The sequence below is a fragment of the Sphingomonas sp. NPDC079357 genome (assembly GCF_044901155.1).
Classification (GTDB): domain Bacteria; phylum Pseudomonadota; class Alphaproteobacteria; order Sphingomonadales; family Sphingomonadaceae; genus Sphingomonas.
Genome location: NZ_JBJDOM010000001.1, coordinates 1014643 through 1041025, shown reverse-complemented (window position 1 = coordinate 1041025; position 26383 = coordinate 1014643). Strand labels below are relative to the sequence as shown.

The 26383-nt window shown below is 66.3% G+C and carries 17 protein-coding genes and 1 tRNA gene; 15 read left to right on the top strand and 3 right to left on the bottom strand.

What is annotated here, in order from left to right; all coding sequences use genetic code 11:
• Positions 1 to 42 precede the first annotated feature (42 nt).
• The 7 genes from ACI2JO_RS04755 to ACI2JO_RS04725 all read left to right on the top strand — a co-directional run bounded on the left by ACI2JO_RS04755 (position 43) and on the right by ACI2JO_RS04725 (position 9608).
• Complete coding sequence (locus ACI2JO_RS04755) at positions 43 to 1221, top strand: efflux RND transporter periplasmic adaptor subunit (protein WP_404719575.1); 1179 nt, start codon at positions 43 to 45, stop codon at positions 1219 to 1221.
• 14 nt (positions 1222 to 1235) lie between these two features.
• Positions 1236 to 4445, top strand: a complete 3210-nt coding sequence (locus ACI2JO_RS04750; protein ID WP_404719574.1) for an efflux RND transporter permease subunit — start codon at positions 1236 to 1238, stop codon at positions 4443 to 4445.
• 178 nt (positions 4446 to 4623) lie between these two features.
• Positions 4624 to 5874 carry a DUF445 domain-containing protein gene (locus tag ACI2JO_RS04745; protein WP_404719573.1) on the top strand — a complete coding sequence of 417 codons (1251 nt, stop codon included), beginning with the start codon at positions 4624 to 4626 and terminating at the stop codon, positions 5872 to 5874.
• Positions 5875 to 5962: 88 nt separating this feature from the next.
• On the top strand, positions 5963 to 7081 hold the full coding sequence (locus ACI2JO_RS04740) for an MlaE family lipid ABC transporter permease subunit (protein ID WP_404719572.1): 1119 nt from the start codon (positions 5963 to 5965) through the stop codon (positions 7079 to 7081).
• On the top strand, positions 7081 to 8037 hold the full coding sequence (locus tag ACI2JO_RS04735) for an ABC transporter ATP-binding protein (RefSeq protein ID WP_404719571.1): 957 nt from the start codon (positions 7081 to 7083) through the stop codon (positions 8035 to 8037). Before ACI2JO_RS04740 ends, ACI2JO_RS04735 begins: the two co-directional genes overlap by 1 nt.
• Before the next feature lie 3 nt (positions 8038 to 8040).
• Positions 8041 to 9006: an MlaD family protein gene (locus ACI2JO_RS04730; RefSeq protein WP_404719570.1), complete on the top strand. Its 966-nt coding sequence runs from the start codon at positions 8041 to 8043 to the stop codon at positions 9004 to 9006.
• Positions 9007 to 9017: 11 nt separating this feature from the next.
• The gene (locus tag ACI2JO_RS04725) at positions 9018 to 9608 is read left to right on the top strand and encodes an ABC-type transport auxiliary lipoprotein family protein (protein WP_404719569.1); all 591 of its coding nucleotides are present in this window, start codon (positions 9018 to 9020) and stop codon (positions 9606 to 9608) included.
• Between the two features lie 181 nt (positions 9609 to 9789).
• Here the strand turns inward: ACI2JO_RS04725 and ACI2JO_RS04720 are convergent, their stop codons facing one another.
• Positions 9790 to 10641, bottom strand: coding sequence for a peptidylprolyl isomerase (locus ACI2JO_RS04720; RefSeq protein WP_404719568.1), 852 nt, complete (start codon positions 10639 to 10641; stop codon positions 9790 to 9792).
• A 90-nt stretch (positions 10642 to 10731) separates the two neighbouring features.
• On the opposite strand from ACI2JO_RS04720, the gene ACI2JO_RS04715 reads away from it, so the two are divergent.
• A tRNA-Ser gene (locus ACI2JO_RS04715) sits at positions 10732 to 10822 on the top strand.
• Positions 10823 to 11193: 371 nt separating this feature from the next.
• Here the strand turns inward: ACI2JO_RS04715 and ACI2JO_RS04710 are convergent.
• The gene (locus tag ACI2JO_RS04710; protein ID WP_404719567.1) at positions 11194 to 14100 is read right to left on the bottom strand and encodes a TonB-dependent receptor; all 2907 of its coding nucleotides are present in this window, start codon (positions 14098 to 14100) and stop codon (positions 11194 to 11196) included.
• 153 nt (positions 14101 to 14253) lie between these two features.
• On the opposite strand from ACI2JO_RS04710, the gene agaR reads away from it, so the two are divergent.
• On the top strand, positions 14254 to 15033 hold the full coding sequence (gene agaR / locus ACI2JO_RS04705; RefSeq protein WP_404719566.1) for a transcriptional repressor AgaR: 780 nt from the start codon (positions 14254 to 14256) through the stop codon (positions 15031 to 15033).
• A 116-nt stretch (positions 15034 to 15149) separates the two neighbouring features.
• Here the strand turns inward: agaR and ACI2JO_RS04700 are convergent, their stop codons facing one another.
• Complete coding sequence (locus tag ACI2JO_RS04700) at positions 15150 to 16241, bottom strand: amidohydrolase family protein (protein ID WP_404719565.1); 1092 nt, start codon at positions 16239 to 16241, stop codon at positions 15150 to 15152.
• 145 nt (positions 16242 to 16386) lie between these two features.
• Here ACI2JO_RS04700 and ACI2JO_RS04695 point away from each other — a divergent pair, with 145 nt between their 5' ends.
• The 6 genes from ACI2JO_RS04695 to ACI2JO_RS04670 all read left to right on the top strand — a co-directional run bounded on the left by ACI2JO_RS04695 (position 16387) and on the right by ACI2JO_RS04670 (position 26356).
• Positions 16387 to 18477 carry a glycoside hydrolase family 36 protein gene (locus tag ACI2JO_RS04695; RefSeq protein ID WP_404719564.1) on the top strand — a complete coding sequence of 697 codons (2091 nt, stop codon included), beginning with the start codon at positions 16387 to 16389 and terminating at the stop codon, positions 18475 to 18477.
• Complete coding sequence (locus tag ACI2JO_RS04690; RefSeq protein WP_404719563.1) at positions 18474 to 19394, top strand: EamA family transporter; 921 nt, start codon at positions 18474 to 18476, stop codon at positions 19392 to 19394. Before ACI2JO_RS04695 ends, ACI2JO_RS04690 begins: the two co-directional genes overlap by 4 nt.
• 69 nt (positions 19395 to 19463) lie before the next feature.
• Entirely contained in the window at positions 19464 to 20747 is a 1284-nt protein-coding gene (locus tag ACI2JO_RS04685; protein WP_404719562.1) for a D-tagatose-bisphosphate aldolase, class II, non-catalytic subunit, read from the top strand.
• A complete protein-coding gene (locus tag ACI2JO_RS04680; RefSeq protein ID WP_404719561.1) occupies positions 20740 to 21879 on the top strand; it encodes an SIS domain-containing protein in 1140 nt (379 codons plus the stop codon). The genes ACI2JO_RS04685 and ACI2JO_RS04680 overlap by 8 nt, the downstream gene beginning before the upstream one ends.
• Positions 21876 to 22826, top strand: a complete 951-nt coding sequence (locus tag ACI2JO_RS04675; RefSeq protein WP_404719560.1) for an N-acetylglucosamine kinase — start codon at positions 21876 to 21878, stop codon at positions 22824 to 22826. Before ACI2JO_RS04680 ends, ACI2JO_RS04675 begins: the two co-directional genes overlap by 4 nt.
• 134 nt (positions 22827 to 22960) lie before the next feature.
• Positions 22961 to 26356: a TonB-dependent receptor gene (locus ACI2JO_RS04670; protein ID WP_404719559.1), complete on the top strand. Its 3396-nt coding sequence runs from the start codon at positions 22961 to 22963 to the stop codon at positions 26354 to 26356.
• Positions 26357 to 26383: the final 27 nt, after the last annotated feature.

Below are 26383 nucleotides of genomic sequence, written 5' to 3'. Positions count from 1 at the left end.
GACGTATGCGTGTAATACACGTCGGGGCGCGAAAGGGGAATCATGACGTACCAGGGCGGGGAGATGCAGGGCGAACAGCTGGTGCTGGAGGATCGCTCACCACGCACGCGGCGTCGCTGGCTGCTGGTCGGCGGGCTGGTGGCGCTGATCGCCGCGGGCATCGCCTGGTACGTGTTCCGGTCGAAGGGTGAGCAAGCGCCGCCTGCCACTGCCGCCAGCCAGGCACCGGCGGTGACGGTGATCGTCCCCGGGGCGCAGTCGGTCGCGCGGATTATCAATGCGACGGGCACGCTGGCGGCAACCCGCGAAATGCCGGTCGGTGTCGCGGGCGAGGGCGGTATGGTCAGCCGCGTGCTGGTCGAGCCCGGTCAATGGGTGCGCGCCGGGCAGGTGCTGGCGACGATCGACCGTTCGGTGCAGGCGCAGACCGCGCAATCGCTGGCGGCGCAGATCAATGTCGCCAAATCCGACCTGACGCTGGCGCAGGCCGAGCTGGAGCGCGCGCAGAGCCTCGTCGATCGCGGCTTCATTTCCAAGGCGGACGTCCAGCGCCGCATCGCGACCCGCGACGCCGCGCGCGCGCGGTTGCAGGTGGCGCAGGCGACGCTGTCCGAGCAGCGCGCGCGCAACGCACGGCTCGACATTCGGGCGCCGGCCGCCGGGCTGATCCTGACGCGCGGCGTCGAGCCGGGACAGATCGTCAGCTCGGGGTCGGGGATGCTGTTCCGCATGGCCAAGGGCGGTGAGATGGAGATGCGGGCGCAGCTCGCCGAGGGTGATTTGCAGGCCGTGCGGGTCGGCTCGCCCGCGCAGGTGGTGCCGGTCGGCGATACGCGCGCGTTCCCCGGCAGCGTCTGGCAGGTCGCGCCGGTAATCGATCCGCAAACGCGGCAGGGGATCGCGCGCATCAAGCTGTCCTATGACCCGGCGCTGCGCCCCGGCGGCTTCGCGAGTGCGACGATCACCGCGGGGGGTGCGCGCCAGCCGGAACTCCCGCAATCCGCCCTGCTGAGCGACGAGAAGGGCAATTACGTCTATATCGTCGACGCGCAAAACAAGGTCGAGCGACGCGCGGTGACGTTGGGCACGGTGGCCGAGGATCGGGTCGCTGTCGCCAGCGGGCTGAACGGCGACGAGCGCGTGGTGCAATCGGCGGGCGCGTTCCTGAACCCCGGACAGATGGTGAAGCCGCAGCGCGCCAAGCCGACCGCCGCGCGATAAGAGGACGGGACGTCATGGGCTTTCGCAACATTTCCGCCTGGTCGATCCGCAACCCGGTGCCGTCGATCGTCCTGTTCCTGATGCTGACGGTCGCGGGGATCGTCAGCTTCGTGCGGATGGACATCAACGAACAGCCCGACATCGACTTCCCGATCGTCTCGATCGACATCACGCAGCCAGGCGCGGCACCCAGTGAGCTGGAGACGCAGGTCACGCAGCGCGTCGAGGCGGCGGTGCGCTCGCTGGAGGGGATCGACGAGATCCAGTCGTTCGTGTCCGAGGGCACGTCGACGACGATCGTCCAGCTCGATATCGGCACCCCGATCGACCGCGCGGTGAACGAGGCGCGCGACGCGATCACACAGATCCGCGGTAACCTGCCCGAGGGGATCCTCGAGCCGCAGGTCGCGCGGGTGAAGATCAACGACAACGACCTCGGTAGCTATACCGCGGTCGGCACCGACATGACGCTGGAACAGCTCAGCTGGTACATCGACAATACGGTGACGAAGGAGCTGATGTCGGTACCCGGCATGGGCGGGGTGACGCGCAACGGCGGGGTCAGCCGCGAGATCCGCGTGATCCTCGACCCCGCGCGGCTCGCCGCGCAGGGGCTGACCGCCAGCCAGATCAATGCGCAACTGCGGCAGGTGAACCTCAACGCACCGGGCGGACGTGCCGAGATCGCTGGTGCCGAACAATCGGTGCGCGTGCTGGGCAATGCGCGTACCGCCTATGAACTGGGGCAGTTGCAGATCAACGTCGGCAACGGGCGTACCGTCCGGCTGTCCGATGTCGCGACGGTGCGCGACCTGTATGCCGAGCAGCGCTCCGCCGCATCGGTGGATGGTCGTCAGGCGCTGTCGTTCGATTTCACGCGCGCCAAGGGCTATTCGGACGTCACCGTCTTCCGCGAGGCGAAGGCGAAGCTGGAGGCGCTGGAGAAGCGCAATCCGCAGGTCCGCTTCAAGATGCGGCTCGACGGGTCGAAATATCCGCTGGAGCAGTTCAAGACCGCGATCCACGCGATGATCGAGGGCGCGATCCTCGCGGTGATCGTCGTGTTCCTGTTCCTGCGCGACTGGCGCGCGACGATCATCTCGGCGCTGGCGATCCCGCTGTCGGCGATCCCGGCGTTCTGGTTCATGGATCTGATGGGCTTCACGCTCAACAACATGACGATGCTCGCGCTCAGCCTGGTGGCGGGCGTGCTGGTCGATGACGCGATCGTGGAGATCGAGAACATCGTCCGGCACATGCGGATGGGCAAGAGCGCGTATCAGGCGTCGATCGACGCCGCCGACGAGATCGGGCTGGCGGTGCTGGCGACGACGATGGCGATCGTCGCGGTGTTCCTGCCGGTCGGGCTGATGCCGGGGATTGCCGGACAGTTCTTCAAGAATTTCGGTCTGACCGTCGTCGCGGCGGTGCTGATGAGCCTCGCGGTCGCGCGGCTCATCACCCCGATGGTCGCGGCCTATTTCCTCAAGGCCGGCGGGCATGTCGAACATGGCGGCGGCTGGTTGCTCGATACCTATCAGAAGCTGCTGATCTGGACGCTCGACAGCACCCGCGCGGTGCGCGCGCGCGCCAAGGGCGGGGTGCATCGCGTCGTCGGTTACTGGCGCGACCACCGGGTGTGGATGATCGGAGCGGGCGTGGTGGCGTTCGTGGCGACGATCGCGATGTTCGCGACCTCGCCGCTGACCTTCCAGCCGGCACGCGACATGCCGCGCTCGACCGTGACGATCACGATGCCGCCGGGCAGCACGTTACAGACGACGCAGGGCGTGGTCGACCAGGTCTATGCCGTGCTCAGCAAGCAGCCGGAGGTGGAGAGCATCTACACCCGGACGCTGGTGGGCTCGGGTCGCGTCACCGCGCAGCTGCGCGAGAAGCGCAACAAGACCTCGACCGAGTTCGAGCGCGCGCTGGCGCCCGAATTGTCGAAGATCGCCGACGCGCGGGTCAATTTCCAGTCGCAATTCGGCTGGGGCGACAACAACCGCGACGTCTCGATCACGCTGGGCGGCGACGATCCGGTGGTGCTGCGGCAGGCGGCCGACCGGCTGGTCAAGGAGATGGGGACGGTGCCGGGGCTGCTCGCGCCGCGCATCGCGGGCGATCTGAACCGGCCGGAGATCATCATCAAGCCGCGGCTCGACCTCGCCGCCAGCCTTGGGGTGACGACCTCGGCGCTGTCGAACGCGATCCGCATCGCGACGATCGGCGACATTGACCAGAACAGCGCGCGCTTCTCGCTCAACGACCGGCAGATCCCGATCCGCGTCGCGCTGGAGCAGAGTTCGCGCTCGCGGCTGGCGACGATCCAGAACCTGCCGGTGCAGACGCTGACCGGTGGATCGGTGCCGCTGAGCGTCGTCGCGGAGATCGGCTTCGGCTCGGGACCGACGCGCATCCAGCGCATCAACCAGCAGCGTCAGCTGACGATTGGCGCGGACCTGAGCCCCGGCCAGACGATCAGCGTGATGCTGCCCAAGGTGAAGCAGCTGCCGGCGATGAAGAACCTGCCGCTGGGGGTTGGCGAGCTGAGCGTCGGGCAGGCCAAGTGGCAGATGGAGATGCTGCAGAACTTCATCGTCGCGGTGGTGGCGGGCGTGTTCCTTGTCTTCTCGGTGCTGGTGCTGCTGTATCGCCGGTTGCTGCCGCCGCTGGTCAACATGGCGTCGCTGACGCTCGCGCCGCTCGGCGGGTTGATCGCGCTGCGGCTGACCGGCAATCCGCTGTCGATGCCGGTGTTCATCGGCTTGCTGATGCTGCTGGGGATCGTCGCGAAGAACTCGATCCTGCTGATCGATTTCGCGCTGGAGGAGATGCAGGCGGGCGTGCCGTCCTACGACGCGATCGTCGACGCCGGGCACAAGCGCGCGCAGCCGATCGTGATGACCACTGTCGCGATGGTCGCGGGCATGGTGCCGACCGCGCTGTCACTGTCGGGGGACGGGGCGTCGCGCGCGCCGATGGGGATCGTGGTGATCGGCGGGTTGATCGTCTCGACCGTGCTGACGTTGCTAATCGTGCCGGCGGCCTTCTCGCTGGCGATCGGGGTCGAGCGGCGCGTCGGGCCGTGGCTGGGACGGCGGTTACTGACCTATCGTCCCGGCGACGAGGGTCCGGTGATCGAGCACGCTCCGCATGATGCGATCGGTGCGCCGCATGGTCGGATCCCGTTCCGGGGTGAGGGATCGCATCCGGCGGAGTAGCAGGACTGCGTGCGGATACACTGGCGCGGCCGCTGTGGGCAGGGCAGCTTTGCATTCGACAGACATGGACCCCTGCCTGCGCAGGGGCGACGGACCCGGTGGGTTCGTCATCGCGAGCGTGGCGACGCAATGACGAAGGTCGCTTGAACTTCGCGGGCGATCGGGGATTGTTACGGGGATGATCGTCCGCGCCGCCCCTCCGCCTGCCGCCCTCGTCCGGATGCGGCGGCTTGCGGGGCTGTTGCTGGTGGTGATGGCGGCGGCGTTCTTCGTCTCACGCGCGCTGGAGCCGCGGCATCCGGCCTGGGGGTTCGTCCGCGCCTTCGCCGAGGCGGCGATGGTCGGCGGGCTGGCGGACTGGTTCGCGGTGACTGCGCTGTTCCGCCATCCGCTGGGGCTGCCGATCCCGCATACCGCGATCATCCCGCGCAACAAGGACCGGATCGGCGACCAGCTCGCGCAATTCCTGCGCGAGTATTTTCTGATACCCGCGGTGGTCGCGCGGCGAATGCAGCGGATCGACGTCGCTGCGGCGGCTGGACGCTGGCTCGCCAACCCGCGCGGGGCGGGGGGCAGTAGGCTGACGCGCGGCATCTCGCGGCTCGCGACCGAGGTGTTGCAGGCGCTCGATCAGGAGCGCCTTGGCGGAATGGTGCGCGCGATGATGGTGACTCGCGTGCGCGAGACCGAGCTGTCGCCAATGCTGGGGCGCGCGCTGGCGGCGGCGATGGCGGAGGAGCGGCATCGCCCGGTAATCGACGCGCTGGTGCGCTGGATGCGCGGTGCGCTGGCGTCGAACGAGCATCTGATCCGCGCGATGGTTCATGACCGCGCCGGCACGGTGCTGCGCTGGACCGGGCTGGACGAGACGCTGGCCAACAAGATCATCGACGGGCTCGACAAACTGGTCGCGGAGATGGCTGACAATCCCGAGCATCCGCTGCGCCTGAAGGTCGAGGAGGCGATGGCGAGCGTCGCCGAGCGACTCCAGCACGATCCCGAAATGCGCGCGCGGGTGGAGACGGTGAAGATCGAGCTGCTCGAAAACCCGGCGATGCAGGACTGGATCAACGGATTGTGGGAGCAGGCGCGCGCCGCGATGCTGCGCGCCGCCCGCGATCCCGATGCGCTGATGGCGGGCAAGCTGGGCGAGGCGCTGCACCAACTGGGCGCAACCCTTCAGGACGATCCGCGACTGGGACGGATCATCAACCGCTTCGTGCGCCGCGCGGCAGTAGGCGCGGCGGCGGATTACGGCGACGCGATCGTGCGGCTGGTGTCGGAGACGGTGCGCGGCTGGGATGCACAGACGGTGACGCAGCGACTCGAAAATGCCGTCGGCAAGGACCTGCAGTTCATCCGCATCAACGGCACGCTCGTCGGGGGGCTGGTCGGTGTGGTGATCCACAGCGTGGACGTGCTTTTGTGAGTGAACGATCACAAAAGTGGTACGCGCGCGGAACGATTGCAGCGCTGGGCGCTTGTGAGCAGATGAGCTTTGCCGCATGGATCGACCGATGAGTGCGGCTGCCGACTTCAGCATGGATCGCGACGGCGCTTCGGGCGACGCGCAGGTGTTGCGCGTTACCGGCGATCTGTCGCTGGCGCGGCTCGGCGATCTGCCGAATCGGCTGGAGAAGCAGCAAGGGCAGGTGTCGGTCGTCGACCTGTCCGCCGTCGAGCGGATCGACACGATTGGCGCGTGGGTGATCCACCGCTTCGCGCGCGAGCACGACGCACGGATCGAGGGGCTGAGCGGCGACGGTCAGAACCTGCTTGAACAGGTGCAGGCCGCCGATCAGCCCGTGCAGATGCGCCCGCAATCGCGCTCTGCGTTCGGGCGCGTGCTGGCGGAGATCGGGGAGTCGACCGCCAATTCGGCGCGCACCGCGCTCGGACTGCTGGGGTTCATGGGCGAGACGGTGATCGCGTTCGGTGGCGTCATCCGCCATCCAAGCCGCTTTCGGTTCAATGCCACGGTGCAACGCTTCGAGGTGGTGGGCGTATCGGCGCTGGGAATCATCGGACTGATGAGTTTCCTGATCGGGGTGGTGATCGCGCAGCAGGGTGCGGTGCAGTTGCGCCAGTTCGGCGCGGAAGCGTTCACGATCAATCTGGTCGGGCGCATCTCAATGCGCGAGCTGGGCGTGCTGATGACCGCGATCATGGTTGCCGGGCGGTCCGGATCGGCGTTCGCGGCGCAATTGGGCACGATGAAGCTGACCGAAGAAATCGACGCGATGCGCACGATCGGCGTCTCACCGATGGAGGCGTTGGTGCTGCCGCGCACGATCGCGGCGATCGTGCTGATGCCGCTGCTCGGCTTCTACGCCGCGGTACTCTCGGTGTTGGGCGGGTGCGTGTTGTGCTGGTTCGCGCTCGACATCCCGCCGATCGCCTTCGTCGCGCGGATTCGTGAAGTCGTGCCGATCACCGACGTGTTCGTCGGGCTGATCAAGGCGCCGGTGTTCGGCGCGATCATCGCCGTAGCCGGCTGTTTTCAGGGGATGCAGGTGAAGGGCGATGCCGAGCAGGTAGGGCTCAAGACGACGTCGGCGGTGGTGCAGGCGATCTTCATGGTAATCGTCGTCGATGCGTTCTTCGCGGTCTTCTTTGAACAGATCGGCTGGATCTGATGCCGCAACACAACGCCAGCCGGCCCGACGATGCGCCGATCATCAAGGTGACCGGGCTCCGCAACGAGTTCGGCGATCAGGTTATCCACGACAATCTCGATCTCGAGGTGCGGCGTGGCGAGATCCTGGGCGTGGTCGGCGGCTCGGGCACCGGCAAGTCGGTGCTGATGCGCTCGATCATCGGGCTGCAATCGCCGACCCAGGGCGAAGTCGAAGTGTTCGGCGAGCCGACGCTCGACCGCAGCGAGCATGACACGGTCGAAATCCGCAAGCGCTGGGGCGTGTTGTTCCAGGGCGGCGCGCTGTTCTCGACGCTGACCGTCGCCGAGAACGTGCAGGTGCCGCTGCGCGAATTCTACCCCGATCTCGACCTCGCGCTGCTTGACGAAATTGCCTCGTACAAGGTGGTGATGACCGGATTGCCGGCCGACGCCGGGCCGAAGTTTCCCGCCGAATTGTCGGGGGGCATGAAGAAACGCGCCGGGCTGGCGCGCGCGCTGGCGCTCGATCCCGAGTTGCTGTTCCTAGACGAACCGACCGCCGGGCTCGACCCGATCGGCGCGGCGGCGTTCGATGATCTGACCAAGGCGCTCCAGAAGACGCTCGGGCTGACCGTGTTCCTCATCACCCACGATCTCGACACGCTGTACGCGATCTGCGACCGCGTCGCGGTGCTGGCCGACAAGCGGGTGATCGCAGTCGGGACGATCGACGAACTGCTGGCGCTGGATCATCCTTGGATTCAGGAATATTTCAACGGTCCGCGCGGCCGGGCGGCGGTCGCCTCGCAGGAGCGGAGCGCCGCAAGCGATGCCGCCGCGCACCCGACCGAGGTGGCGCAGTGGCAAAGCGGCCAGCGCTCGCAGGGCGGCATGGCGGACGATTATGCGCGCGGCGCGGATATGGCGGATCACGGCAGGTCGGCCGGCGTCACCGGGTCGGGCGAGAGGGGCTGAAAAATGGAAACGCGTTCGAACCATGTCCTCGTTGGCGCGGTGGTGCTGATCCTGCTGGCGCTGGTCGCGGTCTTCACGGTGTGGATTGCGCGGATCGGCGGCACCAAGGAGCGCGATTACGACATTTTCTTCCGCCAGGCGGTCGACGGTCTGGCGAAGGGATCGTCGGTGACCTTTTCGGGCGTGCCGTCGGGGCAGGTGAAGACCATCTCGCTGTGGAAGCCCGACCCGCAATATGTCCGAGTCCGGATCAGCGTGAACGAGGACACTCCGATCCTGCGCGGCACGACCGCGACGATCCAGGGCAGCTTCACCGGCACCAGCACGGTCAGCCTTGACGGTGCAAGCAAGGGCGCGCAGCCGATCACCTGCCCTGAAGGCGATGCCGCCAAGAGCGTCTGTCCGCTGGGCGTGCCGGTGATCCCGACCAAGACCGGCGGCATCGGCGCAATTCTCAACTCCGCGCCGCAGCTGCTGGAGCGGCTGTCAACGTTGACCGAGCGCCTGACGGGGATGCTGAGCGACCGCAACCAGGCGTCGATCGCGGGTATCCTCGACAACACGAACCGGCTGACCGACGCGCTCGCCGATCGCGGCCCGGAGATCGCCGCGACGCTGGCGCAGACCCGCATCGCGATCCAGCAGGCGGGCAACGCCGCCGAGCAGATCGGTGCGCTGGCGCAGACCACCAACGGCGTGCTGGCGAACGACGTCCAGCCGGCGATGGCCAATCTCAACAAGGCGATCACCTCTGCGCAGCAGAGCGCGGACACGCTCAATGCCGCGATCGGCGATGCGCGGCCAGGCCTGACGACCTTCAGCAAGCAGACAATCCCGCAGGTCAACCAATTGGTGCGCGACCTGCGCGTGACCGCCTCGTCGCTGAAGTCGATCAGCGAGCGGGTCGAGCAGGGTGGCGCCAGCTCGCTGGTGGGGCAGCCGGCGCTGCCGGACTATAAGGGGAAGTGATCGTGCGTGCTTTGGCGAACAAGCTTCTGATCGTCGCGGCGCTGGTGCCGCTGGCTGGCTGCATCCGCTTCGGCGCAACCCCGCCGCCGTCACTGCTGACGATCGCGCCTCAGGCGCAGCCGGAGGCGGGGGCGGTGCAGAACTCCGCGACCGGCCGCGCGATCGTGATCGAGGTGCCGGCAGTGCCGCAGGCGATCGCGGGAACGCGCGTGCCGGTGCAGGCGACCGACACGTCGCTCGCCTACGTCAAGGATGCGCAATGGGCCGAGCCGCCGGCGCGGCTGTTCGCGCGACTGCTATCCGATACGCTGACCGCGCGCGCGAAGATGGTGGTGTTGTCGCCCGCGCAATCCTTCGATGCGCCGAGCGCTTCGCTGGGCGGCGAGTTGCGGACGTTCGGGGTCGACGCGGTGCAGCGTCAGGCGGTCGTGACCTATGATGCATCGTACACCCCGGCCGGCGCCCCGACGGTCGAGAAGCGGCGCTTCGAGGCGCGCGTGCCAGTCGGCGAGATCAAGGCGGATCAGGCGGGGGCTGCGCTCAGTCAGGCCGCCAATCAGGTCGCGCAGCAGGTGTCCGACTGGGTCGGCGCGCAGCGGTAGGACAGCCGGCCCGGACGCGAGCCCGCGGGATCTGCGGTTTCCCACAGCCGGTCCGAGCGGACCTGCGCCCACGCTCGGTCTACCCGTCATCCCAAATTGTGCTTCGTCTCGGGCTGGTGCAGCGAAACGCGACGCCACGGCGTAAAGCCGGAGCAGTGGGCGACATCAGGCCCTCGTCACCTCATGGTATCCGCCGCACTTCCAGCGGCACTTCGCAGACCTCGATCCCGCCACCGCCGATCGTCGGCGCGGGCGGGTTCTCGCGCCGACGGATCATCGCTGCGAAGCGCGGATTGTCGGCGGCGCGATACTGGAAGTGCGGGCGCTCCGCCGCCGGCATGTCGCTGGCCAGCCGCATCTCGACGATGGGGGTGCGTTCTGCCGCATCGGCGTAAAAGCCCATCGGCGCATCGCTCCGCGGGAGCGATGACAAATTTTGCATCCCGGCGATAATCCGCCCCACCAACGCATAATTGCGATCGAGTCGCCGCGCCGACTGACCGATTGGCGTCGACATCTCCGCGCCCGATCCGGTCATCGGGTCGGCATCGCGCGCGACGTTGACCATGCCGTAACAATGCGTCAGCCACGCATGGCCACGCCCGTCGCTGGCGACCGGCCAGCCGTCGGCGGTGATCCCGGAGACGGCGGAATGGGGATCGGCGCGTGTCAGCGTCTGCGCGGGGGCGAAACGAGCAATCTCGAACTCGGGGGCGAGGCGGGCGGGGACATTAGCCGGCAAGGGCTTCTTTTCGCTGGCATCCCCCCATTGCGCGACCCAGTTTTCCTGCACGCGATAGACGCTGAGTCCGTCCCACCAGTGTGCGCGCGCCAGCTTGCGGATGCTGGCGACATGCAGCGGCGCATAATCGGGCGCGAGCCGGATCACGACCGTGCGATCGCCCTTCAGCCGCATCACGAGCAGTTCGTCATCGGGGATGGCGCGCCAGTCTCGCTCGATCGGTTCATGCGGGGCAGGGATCGCGGCGGCGGGTGCCTGGGCAAGCAGAAGCAGGGCGGCAAGCGTCGACATGCGCGCATCGTGACCCATCACCGCAGGCAAGGCAATCGACCCGCTTGCGCAATGTGGCGACTGCGACTAGGACCGCCATTCCAAGCATGCGGAGCGGTGGCCGAGTGGTCGAAGGCGCTCGCCTGGAAAGTGAGTATACGTCAAAAGCGTATCGAGGGTTCGAATCCCTCCCGCTCCGCCACTCAGTCCAATTAATTTTAGCTAGCGCGAAAATGCTGAGGAAATTCGCGCGGTTCTGCGGATAAGTCGAACGGGCCTGTACCTCGGAGATCTTGACCGCCGGCCGGCAGCCCGGCTTGTGCGGCTTCTTTCTCCGCCGCCCGGAGCAGCAGTACGGTTGCTGTCAGACGTGACGCACCGATCCTCCGAGCGCTAAAGCTAACGTGTCCTTCAAAGGGGTGAGGAACGCCACTTGAGCTGTCGGTGCTGCGAAATTGCCTCGCCTGGGTTCAGGATTAAGGCCGCTCGACTGCCCGCGGGCGGGCAGTCAGGGCACAAACTTGCGGCGAACGCGCCCGGGGCGTTTGTTTTGACAGAGCCTTCCCATCCGTATCAAAGTCGTCCGCGGACGCCAAAGAAGAAGGCGCGTCCAGAATATTCATAGAAGTTTGGTACATTCCGCAGATCGTTGAAGCGCTTGACCGCTTGGCCAAGCAGGTTCGATCCCTGCACATAGGCGGTCAGGTTACTGGTCACGTCATAGGAGAGCGTTGCCGAAACTTCGTGATACGGATCTTCCTTCACCGGCAGATAGGCGAGATTGCCCGACTGCGCATAGGTGAAGCGCGACTGGAAGGTGTACGACACCTGCGCGCCGATGCCGTGGTTCTCGTAGAACAGCTTGCCGTTTGCGGAGAAGGGGATTGCACCTGGCAGATCGGTGGTCACGTCACCCGAGGTCGCGCGCGAGTGATTGTAGGTCAGGTTTGCCTGCACGCCGAAGCCGTTGTCGAGGAAATACTGGCCGCCGACCTCGAGGCCGTAGACGTTGGCACTGTCGCCGTTGCGCACCTGATATTCGACGAAGTTGAAGTTCTGGACCTGGTTGGCCGGCTGCGCGGTCGGCGTGATCACGACGTCGACCGGCACGGTCGAGACGAAGTTGGTGATATGCTTGTAGAAGGCCGCCGCGGTCAGCGCGAGGCGGTTGGACGGGTAATACTCGAGCGACACGTCCAGCTGATTCGCCTCGGTCGGCTTCAGGTTCGGGTTGCCTGCGTCATAGATGATGTACGTCCCCGATTGTGCCGAGGTCGCGTCCTTTGCCGGCGACAGTTCGGCGAAGGTCGGGCGTGAGATCGCCTGCGACGCTGCGAGCCGCAGCCGCAGCCCGTCCGACAGGTCATAGGCAAAATTGGCAGCGGGCAATAGCCGCAGATAGTCGCCGCCGCCGGTGATCGGCTCCACGGGGTTGAAGCCGACCGCGTTGTCCTGCGTCCCCGCGCGCGGAATGATCGTGGCGATCGACGCGCCATAGCCGACCGAGGAGACTTTCGTCGCCACCAGTCGCCCGCCGATGTCGGCTCGCCAGCGCGCGCCCTCCAGATTGAACTGGACATAGCCGGCCCAGGTCCGCTCGCGGATGCGGTATGAGGCCGGAAGGTCGTCCTGGATGATTTGCGTCGAATAGCCGGCCGGGTAGGGCGACAGCGAACAGCCCGGGATCGTCGCGCCGCTCGCATCGAGGCAGCTGTTCGGGTTCAGGATCGCCGGGTTGTTGTCGGCGCGCGGCAGCGCGGCCAGATAAGTGTCAATATCGAAATAGGGGAAGTTGCGCGGGAAATTGCCGCGCCGCTTCTGCAGAATGTCCTCGCGCCCCGGCTTGACCACATCCGCGCCGATCTGGCCGAAGGTAAACGGATAGCCGCAGTAATTGCACGACGTCGTATATTGGTTGTCGACGGTCGTCACGTCCTTGTGCCGGTCGGTCCATGCGACGCCGAAGCCGATCGCCTTGAAAACGCCGTTGTCGACGCGGTACTCGCCGTCCATCTTCAGGCTCTTGATATCGTCGCTGATATCCTGGCCCTGGATGCCGATGTAGTGGGCGCGGAAGTCGTCGTTGGTCGCCTGGTCGAGGGTCCGGCCGCCCGGCAGCGTGATCGCGAGATCCGGCAGCCCGTTGTCGCGCGCCGCAAACGCCGCCGACGCGCCGGGGATGCCCGCCACGACGAAGCGGTTGCGCCCGCCGGTATTGTTGGTCGCCTTCCCGTAATAACCGTCAAACGCCAGCTTCAGCTGGTCGAGGGGTCGCCAGTCGACGCGCCCGCCGATCTGCCACGTCTGACTCTGGCGGGGCTCGTCGGTGGTCAGCACCTCCGCGACCATGTCGTTCTTGGTGAACCCGGTGACGACGTTGTTCTTGTCGACCGAGATCGACGTCGGGTCCCAGCGCGGCGTGCCGTCATCGCCGAGCGGGTTGAGGTAATTGGAGGAGCGGTAATTGTGCTGGCTTACGTCGAAATGACTGTAGATGCCGTCAACCGTGATCTCGAAGTTGCTCGATGGCTTCCACTGGAAGGCGCCAGCGGCGCCGATCCGCTCGCGCTCGCCGGCGACATAGCCGACGCTGTAATAATCGGGCCAGATATACGCCGGGCCGTTCGGATCGCTGTCGACCCGCCCGTCGCGATTGAAGTCGATGCCATAGCCCGCCTCCGTCCCGTCGGTGATCGAATACTCGCCGAGATTGTCGGTGCGGAACTTGTACTTGTTGTAGCTGGCGCCGAGCAGGATCCCCATCGTATTGTCGGCGAAGGTGGTGCTGACAACGCCGCTCAGCTTGTACCCGCCCTTGTCGACCAGATCGTTATACTGCCCCTCGATTGCGGCCGAGGCGTGGAAGCCGGGCCGGTCGAGCGGGCGGGCGGTGCGCAGGTCGACGTTGCCGCCGATGCTGCCCTCCAGCTCGGAGGCGCGCACCGCCTTCTTCACTTCGGCGCCCGAGATGATCTCGGAGGGAAGCACGTCGAACTGGAACGAGCGGTCGGTGCCGTCGGTCGGCAGGATACGCCCGTTCAGCGTGGTGATTGCGAAATTGGAGCCGAGCCCGCGCACGGTGATGTCGCGCCCTTCGCCGCGCCCGTCGCGACCCACCGTCACGCCGGGGATATTGGCAAGCGCCTCCGCAACGTTGCGGTTGGGAAACTTGCCGAGCTCTTCGGCGGAGATCGCGTCGACGATCGTGTCCGCGTTGCGCTTGGCCTGGATCGACCGCAACAGGCTGCCGCGGACTCCGCGTACGACGACTTCGGTCGGGGCGGCAGGCTCACCAGTTTCCCCGGGTTGCTGGCCGGGATCGGAGAGGATCGCCTGCGGATCCGGGGAGGCGGTGGAGGAGCGCTGCGCCGGATCGATTGATGCGCCCGCGTCCTGCGCGGCGGCCTGCCCGGCGACGAGCATCGCGACCAGGCTGACCCCGGTCAGCGCGGCCTTGTGCCAGCGGATTGGTTGCGTCATCGCTACTCTCCTGATGCCTCGCATGTCATGCGAAATATTGCGGCTTGGTATCTTTCGTTTCGTATTGCTGTCAAACAGAAAAGAAACGAAACTTGACTGCCAGTTGTCGCGGTGGGGGCGCGCTGATATGGGTTACGCTCCAGGGAGGGTCACATGTCCACGGTTCGGGACACCAGCGGCAGACGTCAGCAGATCAGCGCCATGGTGCGTGAGCGCGGCAGCGTGCAGGTCGCACCTCTGGCGGAGCGGTTCGGCGTTTCCATGCAGACCATTCGCAAGGACCTGCATTTCCTCGCGAAACGGGGCGTTGCGGAACGGTCCTATGGCGGTGCGATCGTCGCCGACGCGGTCAACGTGATCGCCGAGCCGCCAGTAGAGGCAAAACGCGCGAGCCATGTCGACGAGAAAGCGCGAATCGGCGCGCTTGCGGCGGCAATGGTGCAGCCGGGAGACTCGGTGGTGCTCGATTCCGGCACCACGACGTTGCAGATCGCGCATCATCTGCCCGATCATGAGGACATCACCGTCCTCACCAACGATCTCGACATCCTGAGCACGCTGGCCCGCAAGGAGCGCATCCGGGTGGTGATGCTGGGCGGGACGCTGCGGCGGCGCAATCGCGCCTTCTACGGCGCGCAGACTGAAAGCGCGCTCGACGATCTGCATGTCGACAAGCTGTTCCTCGGGGTCGACGGCTTTGACATCGAGCGCGGCATCACCACTCACTACGAGCCCGAGGCGATGCTCAATCGCAAGATGGTGAAGGCGGCGCGACAGGTGATCGCAGTTACCGACCGTTCGAAGTTCGGGCGCGTTTGCCTGCACCGTATCCTCAACGTTGCCGAGATTGACGACCTGGTCATCGACGACACCGCGCCCGAGGGAATGCAGGCTGCCGCCGATCGGCTGGGCTTCCGCCTCCACGTTGCCTGACTGGCGATGCAAATGACGCCGTCACCCTGGATCAAGTCCGGGGCGACGGTGAGGATCGGTGAAGCTTGCACCGGCAAGAGAGGGAGAAAGCTTGCGGCAGCGAGGACGGGTAAGACCTACGACCGCTGCTTCAGACGAAAGAACCGCTGCGCGTTCTGCCAGTAGATTTTGTCGATTACCGCACGCGGCAGGTTGAGCCCGATCGCATCTGCGTTGATCGCATCGACGCGCTGCGCGTGCGAGGTCGCCAGATATCGCCAGTCGGCGCGCCAGACCCTGTCGGCTTCCCTGGCGAAGTCGTTGGTCGCGGGCGGATTCTGCGCGCGCGCGGCCGGATCGGGCGGGCTGTCAGTCAGGTCGGTGCCATACAGGATCCGGTCCTGATATTTAACGAAGAATGCGCGCACCTTGGCCGGGTTGGCGTTCGACTGGACCTGCAGGTTTGAGAGCCGGGCGGCGAGGTCGACGACGGTGTTCGGATAGGCGTCGAAGAAGCGCGCCAACTCGTCAACGCTCCACTCCAGACTGGCCATGTGTGCGCCGTCGAACGCCAGTTTGGGATGACGCGCGACGAAGCGGTCGCGCGCCGCCATCAGCGCCTCGTAGCTCGGCTCCTCCGGGTGCAGGTACATGTAATATTCGGGATGCGCCTTGAAATAGGCGCGGTCGTTGTCAGTCGTCATCTGGTCGAGCGGCAGCCAGCAATTCTTCGGTTCGGCCTGGTGCGCGATCAGCGGAATGTTGCGCTGTTCGAGATGCGCCATCACGCCATCGAAGCGCGGATCGTCAAGGAAGACGCGCTTGCCCCCTGGATCGGTAGCGACCATGCCGATGTTCTTCCACACCTTCACCGCGATCGCACCGCGCGCGAAGGCCGCGTCGAGGTGGGCGATCGTGCGTTCGGTCCAGCCCGGCGTGCCGAACCCGTTCATCGAAAAGGTTGTGGCGTAGCGGAAATCGACCGGGTCGACGGCGCGCATCGCACGCGCGATCGTCGCCTGCTGCGCGAGCGGAGGGAAGTCGGGATAATCGACGTTGATCGACAGCACTTCGAAACGGTCGCGCCTCGCCAGCGCCAGGAAGCGCTTGTCCTCGATATTGGCATGGAAATGAGCATCGAACTTGGCGACCCGTGCGAAGTCGGCCTCGGTATAATGTGCGCTGGTCGACGCTGCACCGGCCAGCAGGAAGGCCGCGATCACCCCCATGTCACTCTCCTCATATTTAGTAACGAAAGAAAACGCGCGTTAAGGTTGCGCTTTTTGTTTGCGCGTCCGCTGCGGTTGGTGCAAGTTCTTTCTTGCCGGACCGGCGGCGCGCAGCGTCGACGGGTCGCGAAGGAGAGAATGCGTCATGTCGTCCAGCACCGTTACGCGCCGCTCGATGCTCGCCCGCCTGATGATGGGCGGCGCGGCGGTGACGCTGCCGGACTGGGGCGGCGCGGTTTGGGCGGCGGCGCCCGCCGGGCTGCGGCTGACCGATGGCACGCTGACGATCGACTATGATCGTGCGATGCGCGCGCAGCTGTCGTTCGGCGGCAAGGCGATCACGTCGCGCGGTGCACCAGAGGCGCTGTTCGTCAGCGGACGGCCGCTCGGCACCTTCCTGCTGATCGACCATGCCGAAACCCCGGTAGCGGGCGCGCATGGCAGGGGGCGGCAGCATCGTCTGCGCGCCACCGCCGGCGGGCAGGTCGAGCAGACCATCGCCGTAACCTTCCTCGACGCCTATCCGGGCCTCGCCTTGTACGAGGTCAGCTATCGCAACACCGGCAGCGCGCCGCTGGCGGTGTCGGGCTGGCGGGTCGCGACGCACGACCTGCTCGCGCATCGGGACGGCGCCTGGACCTTTGCCGGAGCCTCCTATCCGGATCGGCGCGACTGGATCCAGAAGGTCGGGCCCGGTTTCGATCAGCGAAACTTCATGGGCATGAACGCGTCCGATTATGGTGGGGGCACCCCGGTCGCGGTGGTGTGGCGGCGCGATGTCGGGCTGGCGGTCGGCCATGTCGAGACCAGCCCGCGGCAGGTGGCCCTGCCGGTCGCTGTTCAACCGGCGGCGACGCGGCTGGGGCTGACCGGCAATCAAACCGCCCTGCTTACGCCCGGCGCGACATTGACGCTGCCATTCTCGTTCCTGATGGCACACGAAGGCGATCATTTCAGACCCCTCGACGCCTATCGCCGCCTGATGGCAGAGCGCGGCGTGGCGGCGCCGTCGATTCCCGAATCGAGCTATGGACCGATCTGGTGCGCCTGGGGTTATGAGCGCAATTTTACGCTCGATCAGGTCTATGGCACCTTGCCCAAGGCGAAGGCGCTGGGCTTCGAGTGGGCGGTGCTTGACGACGGCTGGCAGACCGCGGAGGGCGACTGGAAGCTCAATCCGGCCAAATTCCCGCGCGGCGACAAGGATATGCGCGCCTTCACCGACCGGATCAAGGCGGACGGGATGCGCCCGCGACTGTGGCTCGCGCCGCTCGCGGTCGATCCGGGCACCGATTTGCTTCGCGATCATGCCGACATGCTGCTGCTCGACCGCAACGGGTCCGCGCAGAATGTAAGCTTCTGGAATGCCTTTACGCTTTGCCCGGCCTATCAGCCGACCGTCGACTATTTCCGTGCGCTGGTGCGGCGGATCATGGTCGACTGGGGCTATGACGGGCTGAAGCTCGATGGCCAGCATCTCAACGGCGTCGCGCCCTGCTACAATCCCGCACATCGTCACGAACGGCCTGAGGAATCGAGCGAAAAGCTGCAGGATTTCTGGAAGGCGATCCATGACGAGGCGATCGCGGCCAACCCGGAGGCGGTGGTCGAATTGTGCCCGTGCGGCGACAGCTTCGCCTTCCACAACCTGCCCGCCACTAACAACACCCCGGCGTCGGACCCGCTGTCATCATGGCAGATCCGTTTAAAAGGCAAGACCTTCAAGGCGCTGATGGGGGCATCCGCACCCTATGCCGGCGACCATGTCGAGCTGAGCGACGGCGGCGACGACTTCGCCTCCACCTACGGCATCGGCGCGATCCCCTCGACCAAGTTCACCTGGCCGAAGGACACGCCCAGGCCGATGGAGAAGCTGCCCACGGGCGGCTTCGTCCTGACCCCGGCCAAGGAGGCTTTGTGGGGCAAATGGGTGGCGCTTTACCGCGAGCACATGCTGTCCAAGAGCCGCTATCTCGGCGGACTGTATGACATCGGCTTCGACAAGCCAGAGGCGCATGCGATCGAAAAGGACGGCGTGCTCCACTACGCCTTCTACGCCGATCGCTGGTCGGGACCGATCGCGCTGCGCGGGCTGGGCGAGGGCGACTACACGCTCGTCGACGGCTTCTCGGGCAAGCCGCTCGGCACCGCGTCCCGTTCGCGCTCGACGATTCAGGCGGCGTTCGATCGGTTTCTTCTGCTGCGCGCCACGCCGGCCGGGCGGGGTGTCGCATGAGCGGCGCGACGAAGGCGGGGCGAGGCTGGCTATTCAATGCGCTCACCACCGTCGCGCTCTGGGGCGTCTGGGGTGCGTTCTCCGGTCTGTCGCCGCAGCGCGGCTTCCCGGAGACGCTCGTCTACATCGTCTGGGCGCTGACGATGGTGCCGCCCGCGCTGGTCGTGCTGGCGCAGGCGGGCTGGCGGCTCGACCGTTCACCGCGCGCGATCGCCTACGGGCTCGCGGTCGGGCTGCTCGGTGCGGGCGGGCAGATGCTGCTCTTCTACGCGGTCGCGCGCGGGCCAGCCTATCTGATCTTCCCGATCATCTCGCTGTCGCCGGTGGTGACGATCGCGCTGTCGTTCCTGTTGATGGGGGAGCGGACCGGGCGGCTCGGTGCGCTCGGAATCGTGCTCGCGCTGCTCGCTCTGCCCACCTTCGACTTCGCGCCCGGCGCGGCGGGCGCCTCCGCGGCGTGGCTGCTGCCCGCGGTGCTGGTGATGCTGTGCTGGGGGGTGCAGGCCTATTTCATGAAGGCCGCGAACCACGTCATGTCGGCCGAGAGCATCTTCGTCTACATGACGATCGCGGCGCTCGCGCTGGCGCCGGTCGCCTGGGCGATGACCGACACCGCACGGCCGATCAACTGGGGGCTGGACGGACCGGGGCTCGCAGCGGCGATCCAGGTGCTCAATGCCATCGGCGCGCTGACGCTGGTCTTCGCCTTCCGCTATGGCAAGGCGATCATCGTCGCGCCGCTCGCCAATGCCGGAGCGCCGCTTGTCACCGCATTGATCTCGCTGGCGGTGCTTCACGTCATGCCCGGTCCGCTCAAGGCGTTCGGGATCGTGCTGGCGCTGACCGCCTCGCTGCTGCTGGCGATCGAGCCCGATACCGTCGACCCGGATACCGAACCGGAGCCCGTCGCGGCCTGAGGTTCGACGGACAACGTTTCAATTCTTGATCGGCGAGCGACGGATGGTCGGTCGCGAAAGGAGCTGCACGTGCATATTCTTCTGGATCTGGTGAGGCGGCACAAGGCGGGCGAGCGCGTCGGCGTGACCTCGGTCTGCTCCGCCCACCCGCTGGTGATCGAAGCCGCGTTGCGCCACGCTTCGGCGACCGGCCAGCCCTTCGCGCTGGTGGAGGCGACGTCGAACCAGGTCAATCAGGACGGCGGCTATACGGGCATGGTGCCCGCCGACTTCCGCACGTTCGTCGAAGCGATTGCTGAGAAGGTCGGCTTTCCTGTCGCGAGGCTGGTACTGGGTGGTGACCATCTCGGGCCGAACGCCTGGACCGCGCTGTCGGCCGCCGAGGCCATGGCGAAGGCGAAGGTGATGGTGGCCGATTACGTTCGCGCCGGCTTCGGCAAGATCCACCTCGATTGCTCCATGAGCTGCGCCGACGACCCCGTGCCGCTGCCCGAACGGACGATCGCCGAACGCGCCGCCGGGCTCTGCCGCGCGGCCGAGGACGCCTTCGACGGCGCGGCGGCGGACGCGCCGGTCTACGTCATCGGCACCGAGGTGCCCGTGCCGGGCGGCGCGGCGGAGGATCTCGAGGAGCTGACGGTCACCACGCCGGAGGCGGCGATCGCGACGGTCGACATGCATCGCGCGCTGTTCGAGTCAGCCGGGCTGGGCGAGGCATGGGCGCGGGTGATCGCCACCGTGGTGCAGCCGGGTGTCGAATTCGATCACGACAAGGTCGTCGATTATCGTCCCGATCGCGCCGTGGCGCTGAGCGAGGCGATCGAACCCGTCGATCATCTTGTCTACGAAGCACATTCGACCGATTACCAGACCCCGGCCGCGCTCGCGGCACTGGTCCGCGACCATTTCGCGATCCTGAAGGTCGGCCCCGGCGTCACCTTCGCGCTGCGCGAGGCGCTCTGGGCGCTCGACGCGATCGAGCGCGAGACCGTCGACGGGGCGGCGCGGGCGAACCTCCGCGCGGTGACGCTGGAGCGGCTGCACGCCGAGCCGAAGAACTGGGCGAAATACTATCACGCGACCGGCCGGGCGCTTGACCTCCAGCTTCAGTACAGCCTGTCGGACCGCATCCGCTACTACTGGCCCGATACTGCGATCGCGACGGCGCAGGAGCGGCTGTTCGCCAATCTGCGCGACACCCCGCCGCCGCTGCCGCTGCTCAGCCAGTATCTGCCGACCGCCTACACCGCGGTGCGCAATGGCCGCGCGACGCTCGATCCCTCCGAGCTGGTGATGGCGCATGTCGCCGCCACGCTCGACGCCTATCACGGAGCCTGTTTTCCCCATGACTGATACCATGATCGCCGTGCCCCATCCGGATGAGGACATCAGCTGGACGCGTCGCGAGATCGCGCAGCAGCCGGCGACGCTGCGCGCGACGCAAGCACTGCTCCATGCCGCACGCGAGGAGATCATCGCGTTTCTCGCCCCGTTGCTTGCTCAGCCCGAGCTGCGGGTCATCCTGACTGGCGCCGGAACGTCCGCCTTCATCGGAGAGTGTCTGGCGCCGTGCCTGTCGCATCATCTCGGCCGGACGGTCGAGGCGATCGCCACCACCGATATCGTCAGCGCGCCGCGCCTCCATCTGCGCGGCGACAAGCCCGTCTTGCTGGTCTCGTTCGGCCGCTCTGGCAGCAGCCCGGAGAGCGTCGCGGCGGTCGATCTGGTCGACCGGATGGTCGGCGAGGCGCATCACCTGATCGTCACCTGCAACGCGGCGGGTGAGCTCGCGCGGCGTGGCGGCGATCGCACGCACGTGATGGTACTGCCCGAGGAGACGCACGATCGCAGCTTCGCGATGACTTCGAGCTTCAGCGCGATGATGCTGGCGGCGCTCTCGACGCTCGGCGGCATCGACGCGCTGGAGGCTCGCGTGCCTGCGATCACCGCGGGCGTGGCCGACATGCTGACGCGCGCAGAGCCGGTCGTCGCAGAGCTGGCGACGCGCGGCTTCGAGCGGGTCGTGTATCTCGGCAGCGGTGTCTTCCAGGGGCTGGCGCGCGAGGCAGCGCTAAAGCTGATGGAGTTGAGCGACGGCGCGGTGGTGACCGCGTTCGACAGTGCGCTCGGTTTCCGTCACGGTCCCAAGACGATTATCACCAACCGCACGCTGGCGGTGGTGTTCGTCTCGAACGATCCGCTGACCCGCCGCTACGATCTCGACATCGTCGCCGAGCTGCGCGGCGATGCACAGGCGGGAGCGGTGGTCGTGATCTCGGCCGGACCGGACGACGACGCGACGATCACGGTCGACGGCCTCGCCGAAGCCGCCGATGCAGATCTGCTGTTCCCGTTCATCGTGCCCGCGCAACTGTTCGCGCTGCATGTCTCGGAAGCGCTCGGCCTGACTCCAGACCGGCCGAATGCGAGCGGCACCGTCAATCGCGTGGTGCAGGGCGTGCGGATCCACGTCGTCGAGGCATGAGCACCGTTTTCTATCTCGGCGTCGACGGCGGCGGGACCAAGACCGAGTTCGTCTGCATCGATGGCGCAGGGGAGGTTCGCGCGCGGGCGGTGACCGGCACGACCTACCATCTTGAGGTCGGCGTGACGGAGGCGTTGCGGCGCATCGAACAGGGTGTGGCGGCGATCGGCGCGGACCTGGCGATCACCCCCGGAGAGTTGGCCCACGTCTTTCTCGGGCTACCCGCTTATGGCGAGGATCGTATTGTCGATCCGCAGCTTCACGAGGGCGTCCGCGCGGTGCTCGGCCACGCACGTTACCGCTGCGACAATGACATGGTGTGCGGCTGGGCCGGATCGCTGGCGTGCGCGGACGGGATAAACGTCGTCGCGGGGACCGGCTCGATCGCGTACGGCGAGCGTGGCGGACAGCGCGCACGCACCGGCGGCTGGGGGGAGGTATTCGGCGACGAGGGCTCGGCCTATTGGATCGCGCAGCGTGGGCTCGCAACCTTCTCGCGAATGAGCGACGGGCGGCTGCCGATCGGGGCGTTGTACGGGCTCATTCGTGACGATCTGGCGCTCTCCACCGATCTTGAAGTGTGTGAGAGGGTGATGGGCGCACGGGGCATGGCGCGCGGCGAGATTGCCGCTTTGGCCGCGGTGGTGTCGCGAGCGGCGGAAGCAGGCGACGATGCGGCCCACGCGATCCTCTCGGCGGCGGCGGCGGAGCTGGTGCTGCTCGCAACCAGCCTGCGCGATCGGCTGGGCTTTGCCGCGCAGGAGACGGTGCCGGTGTCATGGTCGGGCGGGGTGCTCGCCAATCAGCCGATCGTCCGTGCGGCGTTCACCGCCGGGCTGACAGACGCCGGCCTGACGTCGGTGACGCCGCGCCACCCACCCGGTTACGGCGCTGCGCTTTACGCCCGGCATCTCGCGCGCGAGCACGAGCGAGTATCATCATCTTAAAACGATATGTTTCGCTTTCGCGCGAAATGTTAAAATCATATATTTATCGCTTGCGAATCAGTGCGTTTAGTTCATTTTAGTTGTCACAATCGCGCGATCCGAAAAGCGGACGCCGACAACAGGGGAGTTGGGGGATGAAGCGAACGCATCTTCGTGCCGGACTGGCGGCGGGCACCGCTTTGGCATTGGTGACCAGTTGCGGCGCCGCGCTGGCTCAGGAAGCCCCGGTCACGGTTTCAACCGGGCCGGCCGGCGCGGGCGCCGATGCCGGGGACATTGCCGGTGATAGCGATGTCGTGGTGACGGGCGTGCGAAAGGCGCTTGAAACCGCCGCTCGCAAGAAGCGCAATGCGGATACCGTGGTCGACTCGATCACCGCTACCGACATCGGCGCATTTCCCGACAAATCGGTCGCCGAAGCCTTGCAGCGCGTGCCGGGCGTCACCGTCATCCGCTCGGCCGCCAAAGACGACGTGATGCATTATTCGGCGGAGCCGTCGGGAATCGTGATCCGCGGGCTCCAGCAGGTGCGTTCCGAGTTCAACGGCCGGGACACCTTCTCTGCCACCTCCGGCTATGGCCTGTCGTGGAACGATATCTCGCCCGAGCTGATGGCGGGAGTCGACACTTACAAGAACCAGACCGCCGAAATGATCGAGGGCGGGATCGCCGGGACGGTCAACCTGCGCACGCGGCTGCCATTCGATCAGAGCGGGCAGGTCCTCGCGCTGAGCGCCACACAAAATTACGGCGACAAGTCGCAGCGCGCGACGCCCGACCTGTCGGGGCTCTATTCCAACCGCTTCATCACCGGGATCGGTGAGTTCGGTATCCTCGCCAACGTCGCCTACTCACACGTCATCACCAACTCGCGCGGCGTGACGCTGCCGCGAATGATGCCATTCGCCCCCGGCACGTACGAGGCCGGGAAGACGACCTATATTCCTTCCGGAATCGGCTTCTCCGACACCAATTACGATCGCGAGCGCTTCGGCGTGTCGCTCGCGGGGCAGTGGAAGAGCAACGACGGACGACTGGTCGCGACCGGGCAGTTCAACCGATCGCAATATGATACGACCTGGGTCGAGCATCAGGCGCTCAGCTATTGGGCATGGGTCGATCCGGCCAGCACCAACCATTCGACGGTCTGGACCGACGCCAGCATCCTTCAGCCGCCCGACGCACCGGGGCTGGGGTTCAACGAGGCGGGTGGAGGAACCCCGTTCACCTTCCGCGACGACGGGTTGTTCCAGAAAGGCGTCATCACCGGGTCGCGCGGCGGCTGGGGCTATGGCGCGATCGACTGGGCGACCGGCGACCGCTACGTGCCCGGCTCGACCGATCAGTATGGCGTGCTGCCCAACGGCCTGCCGCTGTTCCAGCCGTGTCTCAATTCCGACGTCAGCCACGGCAATCAGCCGTGCCGCGCGGGCGCGCCGATCGACGTCGCCACGCGATATTCGCACGAGAAGCGCGTCGTTGAGGATGCTGCGTTCAACCTGTCGTGGCAGGCGGGCGACCGGCTGACCTTCACCGCCGACTATCAGCACGTGAAGGCGACCAACTATAATTACGACATTACCTTCAACCAGCGCACCTATGCCGATGTCGCGCTCGACCTGACCGGCCGCTATCCGAGAATGACGTTGCTGTCGCCGTCGGGGTACAATCAGATTGGCGACCAGCCGTTTGGCGACCCGCGCAATTATCAGCCGGCCTCGGCAATGGACCATATCACTGACAGTGAGGGGCAGCTCGACGCCTTCCGGCTCGATGGAGTCTATGCGCTTGGGTCGCCATGGCTGTCGGAGATCCATTTTGGCGGGCGCTTCGCCAACCGCCGACAGGAGCATCGCTGGTCGCTGTATAATTGGGCGAGCATTACCTCCGACTGGGGCGTCAACCCGGCCGACTCGGCGTTCCTGACCAGCGGACCGACCTACAACGCCGACGGATCGGTGCGCTTCCGCGGCTATGAGCCCGGTTTCTGGGAGTCGCTGAGCTACGGGCAGGACCTGCTCGGAGGCGGCTTGCTCGGCACGTCGCCGCTGGTGTTCATGCGCTCCGACATCCTCGCTGACCCCAGCCAGACGTTCAGCCGCTTTAGCGCCACCGCGCAGAGCCAGGGCGGTGCAATCGCTTCCTCGTCGTGGAACCCGATCTGCTCGCGGCCGGACGAGATCGAAGGGTCGTGCTTCACGGCCGGCGAATTGCTGTCGGTGCGCGAGCGGACCAGATCGGCATATGTCATGGCCAAGTTCGGGGGCGAGAGCGCCGACGTCGCCGGGATCAACATCACCGGCAACGTCGGTGTGCGATGGGTGAACATCCGCAATCAGAGCGCAGGCGCGCTCAATTATGCGGTGGCGTTCACCGAGTCCGACCTCAATTGCGTGCCCTTGACCCCCGAGGCGATCGCCGCGCTCCAGCCGGGGCAGTTCGCGGTGACGCCGGGCTGCCTTGCCGCGGGCTCGACCGAGGATCGCGCCTTCGCCAGTGGCGGGAGCACGCCGTCGACGGTGCGCGTCGATCATAATTACTGGCTGCCCAGCTTCAATCTTCGCGCCGGGCTTGGCAACGAATGGTTCGTCCGCTTTGCCGCCTCGCGCGCGATCTCCAAGCCCGACATCGGACTGCTCAAGAATTTCACGGTTCTCAAGCGCTCGTTCGTGCCACAAAGCGAGATCCGGCAGGGCAATCCCAATCTGATCCTCGGACCCGACGGGCAACCGACCGGGCTACGCTATGGCTACACCGCGACCGCGGGCAATCCGCGCCTCAAGCCGGTCAGTGCCGACCAGCTCGACCTGTCGATCGAAAAATATGACGGCAGCATCGGCTCGCTGAGCGCCGCAGCCTTCTACAAGAAATTTCACGACTATATTCAGAACGGCATCTTCTCGGTGCCTATCGAGAACAACGGCGTGACGCGCGATGTGGTGGTGACCGGGCCGACCAACGGCGACGGTGCGTCGATCTACGGCTTCGAACTGGCGTTCCAGCGCTATTTCGACTTCCTGCCCAAGCCGTTCGACGGGCTGGGCATCCAGACAAACTATACCCGCATCTTCAACAAGGGCGTCAAGAACGCCAATCTGGTTGTCGACACGGTGGGCGGTGACAGCACGGTGGCGCGATCGGCGCTGACCGGGCAGATCCAGGTCGACCGGCTGGAGAACATGTCCGACCATGCGCTCAACGCGATCCTGTTCTACGAAAAGGGGCCGCTCGGCGCGCGCGTGGCGTACAACTGGCGGTCGCGTTACCTCAACTCGGTCAATGATTGCTGCCTGGGCTTTCCGGTGTGGAACAAGTCGGAAGGCTTCCTCGACGCCTCGCTGCGATTTGCGATCACGCCGAACCTCGAGTTCAACCTGCAGGGATCGAACCTGCTCAACACCAAGATCCGCATGGAGGCGCAGGTGAGCGGACCGACCAATGAAGATCCGAGCCGCCCGGTCAAATATCTGCCCGGTGGCTGGTTCGAGCAGGATCGCCGCTTCCAGTTCGGCGTCCGCGCAAAGTTCTGAGTGTTGATCCTGCCGCCGCCGCACGCT

What these genes read in the sequence shown, in the direction of transcription:
- ACI2JO_RS04755 (WP_404719575.1), top strand. Translation starts at nt 43, where the DNA reads ATGACGTACCAGGGCGGGGAGATGCAGGGCGAACAGCTGGTGCTGGAG.
- ACI2JO_RS04750 (WP_404719574.1), top strand. Translation starts at nt 1,236, where the DNA reads ATGGGCTTTCGCAACATTTCCGCCTGGTCGATCCGCAACCCGGTGCCG.
- ACI2JO_RS04745 (WP_404719573.1), top strand. Translation starts at nt 4,624, where the DNA reads ATGATCGTCCGCGCCGCCCCTCCGCCTGCCGCCCTCGTCCGGATGCGG.
- ACI2JO_RS04740 (WP_404719572.1), top strand. Translation starts at nt 5,963, where the DNA reads ATGAGTGCGGCTGCCGACTTCAGCATGGATCGCGACGGCGCTTCGGGC.
- ACI2JO_RS04735 (WP_404719571.1), top strand. Translation starts at nt 7,081, where the DNA reads ATGCCGCAACACAACGCCAGCCGGCCCGACGATGCGCCGATCATCAAG.
- ACI2JO_RS04730 (WP_404719570.1), top strand. Translation starts at nt 8,041, where the DNA reads ATGGAAACGCGTTCGAACCATGTCCTCGTTGGCGCGGTGGTGCTGATC.
- ACI2JO_RS04720 (WP_404719568.1), bottom strand. Translation starts at nt 10,641, where the DNA reads ATGTCGACGCTTGCCGCCCTGCTTCTGCTTGCCCAGGCACCCGCCGCC.
- ACI2JO_RS04710 (WP_404719567.1), bottom strand. Translation starts at nt 14,100, where the DNA reads ATGACGCAACCAATCCGCTGGCACAAGGCCGCGCTGACCGGGGTCAGC.
- agaR (WP_404719566.1), top strand. Translation starts at nt 14,254, where the DNA reads ATGTCCACGGTTCGGGACACCAGCGGCAGACGTCAGCAGATCAGCGCC.
- ACI2JO_RS04700 (WP_404719565.1), bottom strand. Translation starts at nt 16,241, where the DNA reads ATGGGGGTGATCGCGGCCTTCCTGCTGGCCGGTGCAGCGTCGACCAGC.
- ACI2JO_RS04695 (WP_404719564.1), top strand. Translation starts at nt 16,387, where the DNA reads ATGTCGTCCAGCACCGTTACGCGCCGCTCGATGCTCGCCCGCCTGATG.
- ACI2JO_RS04690 (WP_404719563.1), top strand. Translation starts at nt 18,474, where the DNA reads ATGAGCGGCGCGACGAAGGCGGGGCGAGGCTGGCTATTCAATGCGCTC.
- ACI2JO_RS04680 (WP_404719561.1), top strand. Translation starts at nt 20,740, where the DNA reads ATGACTGATACCATGATCGCCGTGCCCCATCCGGATGAGGACATCAGC.
- ACI2JO_RS04675 (WP_404719560.1), top strand. Translation starts at nt 21,876, where the DNA reads ATGAGCACCGTTTTCTATCTCGGCGTCGACGGCGGCGGGACCAAGACC.
- ACI2JO_RS04670 (WP_404719559.1), top strand. Translation starts at nt 22,961, where the DNA reads ATGAAGCGAACGCATCTTCGTGCCGGACTGGCGGCGGGCACCGCTTTG.